Raw genomic sequence first — 13,755 nt, forward strand, 5'->3', positions numbered from 1 at the left:
ATGTATCTTCCTATTCAAATCAGCCTCCGCTGCTTCAGTTTGTTCAGCTCCTTGCGCACGGCGTCCAGACCGCCGTTGCTGTAGAGGATGAACAAACGCTCGGCCGACAAATAGCTCAATACCGGATGACGATAGGCGAAGAGGTAGTCGGCGTCCTGCGGCGTATGGCCGTACTCCGGCGCCAGGCGGTCGATCACCTGGCCGACGGCGGCCGCGGCCGGGCCGGTGAAGTTGAAGTCGGCATCCGACAGGTTATGCAGGATGTACTCGACCAAGACGTTGGGTTGCGTCTTCGGCGCGGCATTCAGATCGACTTCGCCCAGCGCGCGCACGGCGGGCAGGCGTGGCACCCCCAGGGCGTCGCGTCGCAGATAGCCCCGCGCGTAGGGATCGATGCCGGCCAGGATGGCCGCCGCGCGTAGCCAGTTGACCACCTTGTACTCGCCGCCGTAAGTGGGTACGGCATGCGCGCTAGCCACGGTCACCACGAAGTCGGGCGGCATGCCGCGCTTCATCGCCTCGGCCAAACCCAGGATGTGGTGGGCACCGGTCTTGCTATTGCCCTCCTGCCCCTGGTTGTCGGTTTTGCCGTTGCCGCCGAAATTCAGCTCGGGGAATTCCGTGCCGTCGGCGTTCCATTGGAACACCAGCGTCTTGGCCCAGTCGTGCCAGATCGGCGCGGCGGCGACGATATCGCTATCGATGACAAAAGCGCCTCGGTTCACCCCGCGACTCGGTGTGCGCCGGCCGCGCACCACGATCGGCAAGCCGTCGGGACCGAGCTGACCGTACACGGCGTCATAGTTGTCGGCCAACGACAGGGCGCTCAGATCGTTGAAGGCCTCATGCACCGGCAGGCCGCCCGGCTCGGAATGGTGGCCGCCGTTGGCGCCGCCCGGTGCGGCATAGAACGGCTGCGGCATGCGCGGACAACGGCTACCGTCTTGCGACACCGGCGGGAAGATACCGGCCATCAAACCGCCGGGAAAGGCCGCCCCCTCGGCCTCGTCCACCAGGCCGGCCGCTTTGAGCGCGTCGACGATGCGTTGTTTGTCGGCTTCACCCAGTCCGGCGCGATGGCGAATGCACGCCCGTTCCGCATGCATCAATTCGTCGAGCTCGGCCCTGAGCGTGGTCGAACGCAGCGATTTGAGCCGCTCTTGCAGCATATCCATGGCGGACATGACCAGCGGCGACGAGTGCGCCAACGTCGCGGCGCGGGCATTGCCGGCACCGGGTTGGGGCATGTCCGCCGCCGTCGCCGGCCGGCAGACGAGTAGCAGCGCCAAAACCGTCAGGCTGGCGCCGAGAGTCGATCGTTTCATCCGGTTTGTTCCTTTAGTCATCGAAAGAGGCCAGCGGGCATCACCACGCCGCGCGTGGCCTGCACCAACTTGAAAAACACATCGGTATTGTCCTGTACCCCGGTGAACGACCAAGCGCCCGGCCCATAAGCCGACAGCGGAATATCGGTGGCGGTGTGCACCGCGCTTTCACCCGGCACTTGCCCAATCAACAGCAGCTTGCCCTCCAGGTCGCGCTCGCGCGCCGAGGCCGGATAAGTCGCCAGCGGCGTCTGTTTGACGAAGGGTTGCTGTGAATCCTGCAACGGGCGATCGTTGGTGCGATAGTCCTCATGGCGGTCGGCGTTGGCGCCATAACCGACCAACAGCCGATAGTCGATATCGGTGGTTTCCGGATAACCGTCCGCGGCAATACGGTATTTGGGGAAGCCCGCCTGTTCATAGACGCCGACCACCTTGTCGCGCAACGTCGTGCCGCCCCCCTCTCGCACCAGCGCCTGCAAGCGGGCATCGGTCACGCGCGATGCACCGATCAGCGAGGCGCCGGCGCATTCATGATCGGCCGTCACGATGACCAGGGTGTCGCCGCGCTGCGCGGCGAAATCCTTGACCCGGCGGATGGCGCGGTCGAATTCGAGGGTTTCCAGAATCCAGCGCTCGGTATCCATGTTGTGCGCCTGCTTGTCGATCGACGCGCCCTCCACCATCAGCACGAAGCCCTGCGGTTGCCGCGCCAGAACGGCCAGTGCCTTATCGGTCATCTCGTCCAGCATCGGCTGATCCGGAAAACCATAGTCGTCCACCACTGAGCCGGTCGCACCGCGTGCCTTATCGCGGCGGCCCGCGATCTTATCCAGCGCCACATTCATGTTGGACAGCGCGAACAGGCCGAGCAAGCGGTCGGTCTTGGTCGGATCGATGCGATCCAGGGCGGTTTTGTCGGGGGCGTAGGCGAAACCGGCCGATTGGAACTCGCCCAACAGATCGCGCGCCGGATTGCGCGTGCCCGGCGCAGCGCCCCAGCGACGGACGATTTCCGCGGTATGCGCGTCGCTGGCGGAAAACGCGTAGCCATTCTTTTCGCTACGTGCCGACCCCGGCATGCTCGACGGCAGGAACCACTTGCGCCCCCCGCCCATCAGCACCGTCAGACCGGTCAGCCCGCGGTCGTCGAAGAATTGGTCGACGATACCGGTACCGGCGCCGCGGTTGCTGGTATGCACTGCGTTGCCGGCCGGGGTGGCATCGAATACGTCGGCGGTGGTCACCAGCCCCAGCGCCTTGCCCTGCGTGCGATGCAGGTATTCGCTCAAATATTCGATACGCGGATTGTCGAACGGGTCGACGGTATCGTCCGGAAACACGCCCTCTTCGTTATTGTTGTTCTTGTTGCCGGAGACGTAGCTGGTCATGCCGGGGGAAGAGTCGGTCACCACCGAGTTGAGCGAGGCGGTCTTGACCATGCCGGTCACCGGGAAGCTATCCATGGCCAAGGGCCGGATGGTCTTGCCCTGCGCATAACCGCCACCGACGATGCGCGCCGCGGTTCGCTGGGACGCGCCCATGCCGTCGCCCAACATGATGATGATGTTCTTGACCTTGCGGCCACCGGTCGTCAAGGGAACGACCTCGAAGTTACCCCGGGCCGTCACGGTCTGACCGTCGTTTTGCGTGGCCGTCAGGGTCAACGTATGCCGGCCGGGCGCCGTCACGCTGACGGCCCGGAGGGTGGCGATGGTGGCATTGGCCGGCATACCGGCCACGCAACCGCTGTCGCAAGTCTTGTAGGCGACGCGCAATGGCAGCTTCTGGCCATCGATGGCGAAATCGGCCTGGATAATCGATTTGCCGGCGGCATCCGGCCGGATGGTGGCCTGCAGATCGAAACGCTGACCCGGCAGGAAGCGGGCCACTACCGGGTCGCTCTGGCCGCTGGCGAACAGTTCGCTTGGCGGCGTCAGGCGCGAAATGACCGGGGCGGCGTTCGCACCGGCGAGCCATCCGCTCGTCAGCGCCGCCAATATCAAGGTGCAAAGAGAGTTATCGTTATTCATGGACATCCCATCCTGAGTCGTCGAAGGGGCACCATGATAAATACATAAACATGACCGCCAGATGGCGATTACTTTTCAGAGACGTTTCATATCGCATGTTCGGTCATTCCACCGAACGTCGCGCTTTGTTAGCATGGCGCTTTAACTTGCCGGCATATCATGCTGTCTCAAGCCATTTCCCCGCGCCGTGCGCTTGATGCGGCCACCGTCGCCGCGCTGCTGTTGATCCTGTTCAACCCCTTGGGCATCGATCTTTATCTGTCGGCCTTACCGGCGATCGAGCGGCATTTCCAGGCCAACGTCTCGGCCAGCATCAGCGTATTCGTCTTTAGTCTCGGACTGGGCCAGTTGCTGTTCGGCCCGCTAGCCGATCGCTTCGGCCGACGCCCGGTCGCATTGCTTGGGCTGGTGCTGTATGCCGCCAGCGCTGGGCTCGCCAGTCTAACGACACATCTGAGCGCCTTTCTGTTATTGCGTCTGGCACAGGGGCTGGGCGCCAGCGCCAGCTCGGTCTGCGCCTTCGCGGTGATCCGCGACCGTTTCGCGGGCGATGCCGCGGCACGGCGCTACAACTTACTCAATGGCGCGCTCAACATCGTACCGGCGCTCGCACCGGTACTGGGCGGCTGGCTGAGCCTGCAATTGGGTTGGCAGTCCTGCTTCTGGTTGCTGACGGTGTCCGCGCTAGCCGCGGCCGGCCTGCTCGCCTGGCAGATGCCGGAGACCCGAATCGAGCAGCCGGGGAATCGGGCGCCACTGCCACTGATCAAAGTACTGGCCCACCCGGCCATGCTGCGACATGGTTTCTGCTGCTGTACCTCGCTGGGATTGATCATCAGCTACGTCACGCTGGCGCCGACCGTACTGATCGCACGCGGCGGAGTGGGTACCACCGATTTCGGCTTGCTATTCGGCGGCAATGCTTTGCTGATCATGGCGGCGAGCTTCGTCAGCCTGCGCACCATCGGCCGTTTCAAGCTGCGCCATGTGTTACGAACCGGTCTGGCATGCATGCTGCTGGCAGGGGGGGTGATGCTGGCGCTGTCGGGTCAGGCGGGTGCCTGGCATTACATGCTGCCGGTGGGAATCTTGGGGATAGGGTTCGCCTGTACCCTTGGACCGGCCGGTAGCCTGGCCATGGCCCCCTTCGGCGCCATGGCCGGCCGAGCCGCTGCCGTACTGGGCTGTAGTCAGATGCTGTTCGCCTCGGCATTATCGGCCACACTGGCGGCGCTGCCGCTGCCGCCCGAATGGGCGTTGGGCGGGGCCATCATCCTGCTGGTCGGAACAAACCTGCTGCTACAGGCGACGGATCACGCCTGAGCCCGCATCAGCTCGGCGGGCGCGGCAAGGGCTGGACTTGGCGCAAACGCAGCGCAGCCGCCAGCGCCGCCAGTTGCACCAGCGCCAACAGTCCGATGACGCCGTGCCAGCCGTACATGCCGAAAGCCACACCGGAAGCCGATCCGACGATGCTGCCGCCCAAGTAGTAACAGGCCAAATACAAGGCGGAAGCCAATGCCCTGCCCTGGCGGGCGCGCAAGCCAACCCAACTGCTGGCCACCGAATGACCGGCGAAGAAACCCACGGTACACAAGGTCAGCCCGGCGACGATCGCGACCAAGGGGACCGCCAAGGTCAATCCCAGGCCAGTCAATACGATACATTGCGTCAGCCACAGCACGTTGCGCCGCCCGAGCCGATCGGACAACCGCCCACCCCACGCCGAGGCTAAAGAGCCGACCATGTACAGGGCGAACACCAGGCCGATGGTACCCGGACTCAACGAATAGGGCGGCGCCGCCAGCCGGTAGCCCAGATAGTTGTAGACACTGACGAAGCAGCCCATCAGCGCGAAAGAAGTGAAAAATAGCCAAGGCAGACCGGCGTCGCCGGCATGCGCCCGCGCATCGCGCCACATGCCCCCCAGGGAGCCGCGCAGCGGCCGAAAGTGGCGCGACGGCGCCAAATTGCGCCAGAACACCAACGCCGTCAGCACCCCGAGCACCCCGATCAACACCAGGGCGACGCGCCAGCTATAACGCTCAACCACCAGCGCGGCCAGCAGGCGCCCACCCATACCGCCCAGCGCATTGCCGCCGACGTACAGTCCCATCACCCGGCCTAGCGAGGCGGGCTCCATTTCTTCGGCCAGATAGGCCATGGCGGTGGCGGGCAAGCCAGCCAACGCCAACCCGACCAAGGCGCGCAACACCAACAATTGACCGAAGCTGGAAGCCAGCGCACATCCCAGCGTCAGTAGCGCCGACAAGCTCAATGCCGCCACCATCAGCGGTTTGCGTCCGACGCGGTCGGCCAGCCAACTGGCGGGCAGCAATCCCAGCGCCAAGCTGGCGGTAGAGGCAGACACCACGCCACTGGCCTGGGCGGCGCTGACGCCGAATGCCTGGCTGAATTGCGGCATCAGCGGTTGCAAGCAATAGAGCATGGCGAAGGTGCCGAAACCGCCGGCGAACATGCCGCGCGCGCTGCGCCAAAATGCCGGCGAACCGGCCACGAGTTTGCTACTGGTCGAGGATGAAGAGGGGGTGGTCATGACAAGGCGACGGCTAGCGAAACACTGTCATTGTACTCGCATATGCGCCAGGCCACGCGCTGTAGCGGCTTGAGCCGCGATTCCTCCCGGTCCGCTATTCGCGGCTAAAGCTGCTCCTACAGAGTAATGGTGGGCGCACAATTTCAGCATTTTCTGACGGCCGCGCTTGGTTGTCAGTTGGTGTGCGGCTGGGTAGGCTACCGGTGCGGCATTTGCCGTATGAGGCGCGAACCCGGGGTGCGGTAACACCGCCGGATCCGCTGACCAAACCAACTCACACAAGGAGTTAGCGTGGCTACTCGAAATGTTAATCCAGTCCCTGTCTTTTCTCAAAATCAGGATTCCCACCCGCAGCAGTTGTTTTCGCTGTTTTCCATGTTGAGCTTGCCGCGTCGGAGTCGTCCAAATTCCGACAAGTGTCGTTTGATCGTCGATAACCGGTTGTTTTGGGCGTTCGAGCCGATCGATGCCAACATGTCGTGGATGTTTCTGCCCGAGGGCGCGCATGTGCGCCGGCTGGCGAATTGCCTGATTCTAACGGCCGACTAACGGCCTTCAACCAGAGGCGGAGGGCTCAGCCCTCCGGCCGGGTGCGCTCGCACCACCCCATGACATATTCATGACAGCCATTGCATTGCCCAGCATAATGAGGCCTGACCTAACAGGGACCCCATGTGAGCAAATACGGCGAATTGGTTCAGCACCTGATCCACAGTATCGAACACGGCGATTACCTACCCGGCGAACTGATCCCCTCCTTGCGCCATTGCGAACAACGTTTTGCCGTCAGCCTGAATACCGCGCGCCGCGCTTACGAGGAGCTGGAGCGACTCGGCTATGTCGAGGCGCGGCCGCGCAGCGGTTATGTGGTCGCGCATGGCGCGGCCGGCGCGAACGATCATCTGGCGGCGCCGCTGGGCGCGCCTTTCATCAATCCGCAACTGCACGATACCCGCGTACTGACCCACGCTTTTTTCAATGCCATGCGCCACTACCAGCGTGTGCTGGCCGACCCGGCGCTGGCTGGTCTGCCGGCGCTGCGACGTCAGATCGCCCGGCTAGCGCACGATGAGGGCTGGGAGGTTCACGCCAATGAGGTGCTGGTGACGTGCGGCGGCATGGAGGCGCTGTCGCTCGCCATCTCGGCGGTCACGCAGGGACAGGCGCACCCCGGGGTGGCCGTGCTGCTGCCCGCCTTCCCCGGCCTGCTCAGCAGGCTCTCCGAACAAGGGGTGCGCATCTGGCCGTTCGACTTGCAGCCTGACGGCATGCCGGCGCTGGACAGCCTCGAACAGGCGCTGGCGCAAGGGCGCATCCAGGCCATCGCCCTGATGAGCACCTACGGTCATCCGCATGGGCTGACTCTCGGGCCGATGGCACGGCAGGCGTTGCTGCAATTGGCCGAGCGACACGACGTGGCGATCATCGAGGACGACGCTTACCGCTGGCTCGGCTTTCACTCTGCGACGCCGGTACCGCTCAAGGCCGCCGACCGGGACGGCCGCGTATTGCTGTGCGCAACCTTTTCCAAGACCTTGACGCCGGGTTACCGGCTGGGCTGGTTGCTGCCGGGACGCTACGCCGATATCTGCCGCCGGCTGAAACTGGCGCAGACGCTGGCCTCTCCCCTACCGAATCAGATGGCACTGGCCGAGCTGCTGGCGCAGGGCAAGCAGCGCCCGCTGCTCGATGCGCTGACCAGCAAATTGGCGGGCAAGGTGCACCACCTGGAAAGCCTGCTGTCGAGCCACCTGCCTTGGCTGCGCCATACGCCGGCACAGGGGGGCTACTTCGTCTGGCTGCGCGACCTGCCGGTCGACACCACGGCGCTCGCCGCCCAGGCGCAGCAACACGGCATTCAACTGGCACCGGGATATTGGTGCCAGCCGAACGAGGCAGGACAACGCGCATTGCGCATCAATGCCAGTTATTACGACCCGGCGCAGCAAGCCGGCGCCTTCGACTGGTTGATCCAAGCGTTAGGGTCTGCGCCGCTCAGGGCATCAGCAGGCGACCCGGCTCGCTGACGCGATGTTGCGGTTCGCTCAAGTCGACCAGTTCGAAGGTCAAGCGATGGCTGCCGCGCGCCAGAATCGACGGATCGGCGGCCACCGCCAATTGCACGCTGGCGGTCCCGTCGGCCGGCGCCAGCAACGGCTGGCGCAAGTCGGTGCGCACCACCCCCTCCCCTTGCACCTTGAGTGCGTAACGCCGCGCTTGCGGCCGCGTGTTCTGAATGCGCAGGGTATACAGGTTTTCGATCAGGCCATCGTCGGTCTCGCGCGCCATCACCGCCCGGTCGCGCAAGACATCCACTCGGAAGGGCTCGCGCACCGCCAATCCCCAGACCATCAACAGCACCAGCACACTCATCGAGCCGCTGTACACCGCCACGCGCGGCCGGCGCCAAAGCGGCTTGGCTTCGGCTTGTGCCGCCGGGGCCAGGCGATCAAGCCGGATCAGCCCGCGCGGCTGGCCGATCTTGTCCATCACTTGGTCGCAAGCATCGATACAGGCGGCACAGCCGATGCATTCGTATTGCAGCCCCTGCCGGATATCGATGCCGGTCGGACAGACCTGGACGCAAATTCCGCAGTCGATGCACGCGCCGCCAGCCTGCCGGCGCAGACTGCCGCGCGGCTCGCCGCGCTCGGCGTCATAGGTCACCAACAAGGTGTCGGCATCGAACATGGCGCTCTGGAAACGGGCATACGGGCACATGTGCTTGCACACGCTTTCGCGCAGGTGGCCGCCCAGCAGCCAGGTGAAGCCGGCGTAGCCGAGCGCGAACATCGCTTCCCATTGCCCGGGGGCCCCGTTCAATAGCCGCGGCGCCAGTTCGCGCACCGGCGTGAAATAGCCCACCAGCGTCCAACCGGTCGCGAGCGAAAAGGCGATCATCACACCCTGGGTCAGTCCCTTGCGGCCTAACTTGCTTAAGCGCCAGGGCGCGGCATCCAGTTTGCGTCGCGCATTGGGCGGCCCCTCGATCCAACGTTCGATCCACAGCATGATCTGGCTATAGACGGTCTGCGGACAGGAGAAACCGCACCACAACCGACCGGCCAGCGCGGTCCAAAGGAACAGGCCGAGCGCGCACAAGATCAGCGTGCCGGCCAGGTAGATCAGATCACCCGGCAGCAAGGTCAACCCGAACAGGTAACCGCGCATGCTGGAGAAATCGAAGCGCACCGCCTGGCGGCCCTGCCAGTCGATCCACGGCAACAGAAAAAAAACCGCTTGGGTCGACAGCACGAAGCCGACGCGCCAGCGGTTGTAACGGCCGGTGGTCAGCCGCGGATAAAGCTTGATGGACTGGAATTGCAATGGCGTGGCCATCGGGATCTGCCTCTGGTGAAAAGACTCCCGAGGGTAGGCAATCCCGCCAATGGCAGACAGGCACAGTTTGCGAAAAATGACGGATACAGCGTGAGGATCGCTAACGCCCCTGCGCGTCACCGTCCAGCGGCTCGGTCAGATGGACGCGATTGGCGGGGGCCGGATAGGGCTCGGGCCAATACTCGACCAAACGCACGATCAGTCCGTCTTCGACGGTAAAAAAGGAAATCGCGCGCGCATGCTGTACGCCGTCGGTAATGCTGACATCGCTGACCACTTCGTGCTCGCTGCCGATCAGCCGATTGAGGGTAAAACGCCAAGGTCCGTGCGCAGGATATTCCTGGTTCATGCGCGCAAAGCGCTCGCCGCCGCGGATACGCTCGTTGGATTGCGGCCACTCCAGGACGAAACCGGCGGCCAACAGCGTGCGCACCGAATTGAAGTCGTTGCTGGCCATGCGGCGCCAGAAGTCGCGCACGAGATTGAGGGCGGCGGCCTGGGTCATGGCATGCTCCGGGGAAAAGGAATACGCCATTCTGGCACCATGCCGTTAGCATGGCAATGCACGGGAAATTACGTCCGCTTACAGTGTCAGCGCAGAGAGCGTTTCCTGCCCGTCCGGCTCGCGCCAGCGCCGCAGCGGCTGCGCCAGCACCGCGAAGGCCTGATCGACCGTCAACGCCAACAGGCCAACCATCAACGCGCCCTGCACCACATAAGGTGTATTGAACCCGCTCAGTCCGATGATGATCGGTAACCCCAGTGTTTTCACGCCGACGGTGGAGGCCAGCGCGGCAGTGCCGATGTTGATGGTGACCGAGGTGCGGATGCCGGCAAGGATCACCGGGGAAGCCAGCGGCAACTCGACATGCCGCAGGATCTGCGCCGGCGTCATGCCAAGCCCGCACGCCACTTCGCGCGCGCTGGCCGGCACCGAGTCCAGGCCGGCCAGGGTTCCTTGGGCAATCGGCAGCAGTCCGTACAGGAATAAGGCAATCAGCGCCGGCAGCGGACCGAAGCCGATCAGCGGAGTGGCCACCGCCAGCACCGCCACCGGGGGCAGCGCCTGGCTGATGGCTAGCAGCGTCTCCAACAGCGGGCGGAACGCCCGCCCCCACGCGCGCCTCACCGCCAGCGCCACACCGACGCCGGCCAGCGCGGCAAGCCCGCTGGAGACACCGACGATCCACAGGTGTGCCACGAGCAGATCGACGAAGGTGTCCTGGCGATAAATCAACCGATCCCGACCAGGAAACAGCACCGCGAACACCGGTTCGGCACGCGGCAGCCAGTACGCCAACCCCAGTAGCGCCAGCAGGCAAAACGATAAAGCGCGTTGCGTCCGACTCATCGTCGAGGATCCCCTTACCGCTCCAACAAATCGTCGAAGCATAATGCGCCGGCGGGCCGCCCCTGCTCGTCGACCACCGGCAAACGATCCACCCGTCGCGCCACGAAAGCCGACAAGGCCTCGCGTAACGACAACTCGGCGGAGATCGGTTCGCCGGCCGCCCGCTCCCCGGGACGCAGACGGCTGGCCACGCGGTCGAGCGCCAAGAGCCGGATACCGATCTCGGTGCGGCCGACGAAGTCGTGCACGAAGGTGTTGGCCGGGTGGCGCAACAGATCGATCGGCCGGCCTTGCTGCACGATCCGTCCGTGGTTCATCAGCACGATTCGACTGCCCAGCTGCAACGCCTCGTCGATATCGTGCGTCACCAACACCACGGTCTTGCCGGACAGGGCATGGATGCGCAACAACTCAGCTTGCAAGGTGGCACGGGTCACCGGGTCGAGGGCGCCGAACGGCTCGTCCATCAACAGCACATCCGGGTCGGCGGCCAATGCCCGCGCCACACCGACACGCTGCTGCTGCCCACCGGAGAGTTGATGTGGATAACGGCCGCGAAACGCGTCCGGATCGAGATGCAGCAACGTCAACAACTCGTCGATCCGATCGGCGACGCGCGCCTTCGACCATTTCAACAACTGCGGTACGGTGGCGATGTTCTGCGCCACGGTCCAGTGCGGAAACAAGCCAGTCGACTGGATGGCGTATCCCATGCGTCGACGCAGTGCCTCCGGCTTGATCTGGCGGATATCGACGCCGGCAAAGCGGATACTGCCGCGATCGGGTTCGACCAGCCGGTTGATCATGCGCAAGGTGGTGGACTTGCCGGAACCCGAGGCACCGATCAGCACCACGAATTCGCCGGTCGCAATATGCAAGCTCAGGTCGTCCACCGCCGGCCCCGCACTGCCGAAGGTCTTGCTGACTTGCGAGATATCAATCATGGCGTGCCACCCCAGCACTGATGAGCTTGAAGAGCAAATCGACCGCGATCGCCATGGCCACCACCGGGATCACCCCGAGCAGCACTAGGTCGAGTGCGCTGCCGGAAAGCCCCTGGAACATGATGGTGCCGAAGCCGCCGGCGCCGATCAGCGCGGCCACGACGGCCAGTCCGACCGCCTGCACGGCGGTGATACGCACACCCGCCAGAAATACCGGCAAAGCCAGCGGCAGTTCGACGCGCCACAGGATCTGCCGTGGACTCATGCCCATGCCGCGCGCCGCGTCGACGGCCGCCGCCGGCACTTGTTGCAGCCCGGCCAGCGTGCCGCGAGTGATGGGCAATAGCGAATACAGCATCAGCGCCAACAGCGCCGGCGCCATGCCGATGCCAGCAATGCCCGAAGCGGGCAGCCGCTCGCCGAGCCAGGCCAATGGCGCCAACAGCAGGCCGAACAGGGCGATCGACGGCAAGGTCTGGATCAGATTGAGCACGGCGAACAGCGGACCTTGCAAACGGTTGTGGCGGGCCGCGGCCATGCCAAGCAACGCGCCCAGCACAACAGCCGGCAGCACGGAAAACACCACTAGACGGATGTGCTGACCGAAGGCCAGTTCGAAGGCATCCTGATGATTGCCGTACTCCCGCAATAGCGATAAATCATCGAGCGCACCGACGAGCCCTTCGCCGACCAGCAGCAAGATCGTCGCCCCCCAGATCAGCCCCCGACGCCAGAGCGGCCAACCGGCTTCACGCAAGCGCTCGCTCAGCAGTAACGCGGCCAATCCCCAAGACAACCAAAATCCGGCGCCGAGCGAAACGCGCGCCAGACTGTCGGCATCGGGCACCCATTGCCGGGCTGTCGTGCCGGCCAGCCATGGCAGCAACAGTAACCACAGCACGGCGACCAGCATATCCGCGCCGCGCGCGAAACGATTCCCGGGCCACCGTGCCGACAGCAGCCATCCGAGCGGCAGCACGCAGGCCCAGTGCCCAGGCCCCAATGGCGCCTGCCACCAAGACAACCCCTCGCCGGTCAACAGGCGATTCGGCGCAAAGCGTAGAAACGGCAAGCCGAACAGGGACATCAAGATACAAAGCGCCAACACCCCTTGCACCGGTGCGTACCGTTTCATCGGCCGTTCATTTCACGAATCCGCGGGCCTTCAGGTAGTCGGCCGCCACGCGACCGGCATCCTGGCCATCCAAAGCGATCTTGGCATTGAGGCTTTGCAGGGTCGGGCCGGTCAGCGACTGGAACACCGGGCGCAGCCAATCGCGGATTTTTGGCTGCCGAGCCAAGGCCGCTTCGCGGATGATCGGCGTCGGCGCATAGATCGGCTGAACGCCCTTGACGTCTTCGAGCACCACCAGGCCCAACGCCGCCAAGGGGCCGTCGGTACCGTAGGCCATGGCGGCATTGACGCCCGAGGTCTTCTCGGCGGCCGCTTTGATGGTCACCGCCGTGTCGCCGCCGGCCAACGACAGCAATTGATCCGGTTTCAGCGTGAAACCATAAGCCTGCTGGAAAGCCGGCAATGCATCCGGCCGCTCGATAAATTCGGCCGAAGCTGCCAGCTTAAAAACACCGCCCGACTTCAGATAGCGGCCAAGATCGGCCAGGCTCTTCAAATGCCGGCTCTGCGCCAAATCCTGTCGTACCGCGATCGCCCAGGTATTGTTGGCCGGTGCCGGGTCGAGCCAGACAATGCGGTTGACGCGCCAGTCGAGCGACTTGACTCTGTCGTAGCCGGCTTGTGCGTTTTTCCAAGCCGGGTCTTTCTCGACATTGAAGAAAAAGGCGCCGTTGCCGGTGTATTCGGGGTAGATATCGATCTGACCGGCAATCAGGCCCTTGCGTACCACCTGGGTATTGCCGATCTGTAGTTTGTTGACGGTATTCACTCCGTGGGCTTGGAGTACCTTCAAAATGATATTACCCAACAACGCGCCTTCGGTATCGATCTTGGAGCCGACGGTAATGGTGTCGGCAGCCTGGGCCGCCGAGCCGACAAACAAAAGAGCCAACAGCAGGCGGCGCGGCTGCCAGCGCTGCAATCTCGTCATAGGGATTCCTTTGCAAAAGGGGACTGAAATCGTTGGCGCCGACTAGGCCACGCGCACTAATCATCGCCGAGGCGGTGGCCATATCATGACAGTGGGTTAAGCATAAGCAACAACAGGGGGGCATGCAACGCTTACGCCGC

At 64.1% G+C, this 13,755-nt stretch carries 12 protein-coding genes; 3 read left to right on the forward strand and 9 right to left on the reverse strand.

Annotated elements, in window-relative coordinates; all coding sequences use genetic code 11:
• Positions 1-14 precede the first annotated feature (14 nt).
• Positions 15-1,325 carry a hypothetical protein gene (locus tag DFP86_RS07200; RefSeq protein WP_133679642.1) on the reverse strand — a complete coding sequence of 437 codons (1,311 nt, stop codon included), beginning with the start codon at positions 1,323-1,325 and terminating at the stop codon, positions 15-17.
• A gap of 17 nt (positions 1,326-1,342) precedes the next feature.
• Positions 1,343-3,358 (reverse strand): alkaline phosphatase, encoded by a 2,016-nt coding sequence (locus DFP86_RS07205; protein ID WP_133679644.1) that lies wholly within the window; start codon positions 3,356-3,358, stop codon positions 1,343-1,345.
• 159 nt (positions 3,359-3,517) lie between these two features.
• Between DFP86_RS07205 and DFP86_RS07210 the strand changes: the two genes are divergently transcribed.
• Entirely contained in the window at positions 3,518-4,681 is a 1,164-nt protein-coding gene (locus tag DFP86_RS07210; RefSeq protein WP_133679646.1) for a multidrug effflux MFS transporter, read from the forward strand.
• Positions 4,682-4,688: 7 nt separating this feature from the next.
• On the opposite strand, the gene DFP86_RS07215 is transcribed toward DFP86_RS07210, so the two are convergent.
• Entirely contained in the window at positions 4,689-5,915 is a 1,227-nt protein-coding gene (locus DFP86_RS07215) for an MFS transporter (protein ID WP_133679648.1), read from the reverse strand.
• Positions 5,916-6,206: 291 nt separating this feature from the next.
• Here DFP86_RS07215 and DFP86_RS07220 point away from each other — a divergent pair, with 291 nt between their 5' ends.
• Both DFP86_RS07220 and DFP86_RS07225 read left to right on the forward strand, forming a co-directional pair.
• Positions 6,207-6,464, forward strand: coding sequence for a hypothetical protein (locus DFP86_RS07220; protein ID WP_133679650.1), 258 nt, complete (start codon positions 6,207-6,209; stop codon positions 6,462-6,464).
• Positions 6,465-6,589: 125 nt separating this feature from the next.
• Positions 6,590-7,942 (forward strand): aminotransferase-like domain-containing protein, encoded by a 1,353-nt coding sequence (locus DFP86_RS07225; RefSeq protein WP_133679652.1) that lies wholly within the window; start codon positions 6,590-6,592, stop codon positions 7,940-7,942.
• Here the strand turns inward: DFP86_RS07225 and ccoG are convergent.
• From ccoG to osmF, 6 genes are all read right to left on the reverse strand, one after another.
• A complete protein-coding gene (ccoG, locus tag DFP86_RS07230; RefSeq protein WP_133679654.1) occupies positions 7,911-9,254 on the reverse strand; it encodes a cytochrome c oxidase accessory protein CcoG in 1,344 nt (447 codons plus the stop codon). The genes DFP86_RS07225 and ccoG overlap by 32 nt on opposite strands.
• A 100-nt stretch (positions 9,255-9,354) precedes the next feature.
• Positions 9,355-9,759, reverse strand: coding sequence for a nuclear transport factor 2 family protein (locus DFP86_RS07235; RefSeq protein WP_133679656.1), 405 nt, complete (start codon positions 9,757-9,759; stop codon positions 9,355-9,357).
• Between the two features lie 78 nt (positions 9,760-9,837).
• Positions 9,838-10,605 carry an ABC transporter permease gene (locus tag DFP86_RS07240; RefSeq protein ID WP_133679658.1) on the reverse strand — a complete coding sequence of 256 codons (768 nt, stop codon included), beginning with the start codon at positions 10,603-10,605 and terminating at the stop codon, positions 9,838-9,840.
• Positions 10,606-10,619: 14 nt separating this feature from the next.
• On the reverse strand, positions 10,620-11,549 hold the full coding sequence (locus DFP86_RS07245) for an ABC transporter ATP-binding protein (protein ID WP_133679660.1): 930 nt from the start codon (positions 11,547-11,549) through the stop codon (positions 10,620-10,622).
• Complete coding sequence (locus tag DFP86_RS07250; protein WP_133679662.1) at positions 11,542-12,684, reverse strand: ABC transporter permease; 1,143 nt, start codon at positions 12,682-12,684, stop codon at positions 11,542-11,544. The genes DFP86_RS07245 and DFP86_RS07250 overlap by 8 nt, the downstream gene beginning before the upstream one ends.
• Before the next feature lie 7 nt (positions 12,685-12,691).
• A complete protein-coding gene (gene osmF, locus DFP86_RS07255; RefSeq protein WP_133679664.1) occupies positions 12,692-13,615 on the reverse strand; it encodes a glycine betaine ABC transporter substrate-binding protein OsmF in 924 nt (307 codons plus the stop codon).
• Positions 13,616-13,755 lie beyond the last annotated feature (140 nt).

Origin of the sequence: Paludibacterium purpuratum (assembly GCF_004363805.1) — a bacterium.
In the GTDB taxonomy this organism is placed as follows: domain Bacteria; phylum Pseudomonadota; class Gammaproteobacteria; order Burkholderiales; family Chromobacteriaceae; genus Paludibacterium; species Paludibacterium purpuratum.

Coding starts and splice junctions, on each gene's coding strand:
- DFP86_RS07200 (WP_133679642.1), bottom strand. CDS start 1,325: ATGAAACGATCGACTCTCGGCGCCAGCCTGACGGTTTTGGCGCTGCTA.
- DFP86_RS07205 (WP_133679644.1), bottom strand. CDS start 3,358: ATGAATAACGATAACTCTCTTTGCACCTTGATATTGGCGGCGCTGACG.
- DFP86_RS07210 (WP_133679646.1), top strand. CDS start 3,518: ATGCTGTCTCAAGCCATTTCCCCGCGCCGTGCGCTTGATGCGGCCACC.
- DFP86_RS07215 (WP_133679648.1), bottom strand. CDS start 5,915: ATGACCACCCCCTCTTCATCCTCGACCAGTAGCAAACTCGTGGCCGGT.
- ccoG (WP_133679654.1), bottom strand. CDS start 9,254: ATGGCCACGCCATTGCAATTCCAGTCCATCAAGCTTTATCCGCGGCTG.
- DFP86_RS07235 (WP_133679656.1), bottom strand. CDS start 9,759: ATGACCCAGGCCGCCGCCCTCAATCTCGTGCGCGACTTCTGGCGCCGC.
- DFP86_RS07240 (WP_133679658.1), bottom strand. CDS start 10,605: ATGAGTCGGACGCAACGCGCTTTATCGTTTTGCCTGCTGGCGCTACTG.
- DFP86_RS07245 (WP_133679660.1), bottom strand. CDS start 11,549: ATGATTGATATCTCGCAAGTCAGCAAGACCTTCGGCAGTGCGGGGCCG.
- DFP86_RS07250 (WP_133679662.1), bottom strand. CDS start 12,684: ATGAAACGGTACGCACCGGTGCAAGGGGTGTTGGCGCTTTGTATCTTG.
- osmF (WP_133679664.1), bottom strand. CDS start 13,615: ATGACGAGATTGCAGCGCTGGCAGCCGCGCCGCCTGCTGTTGGCTCTT.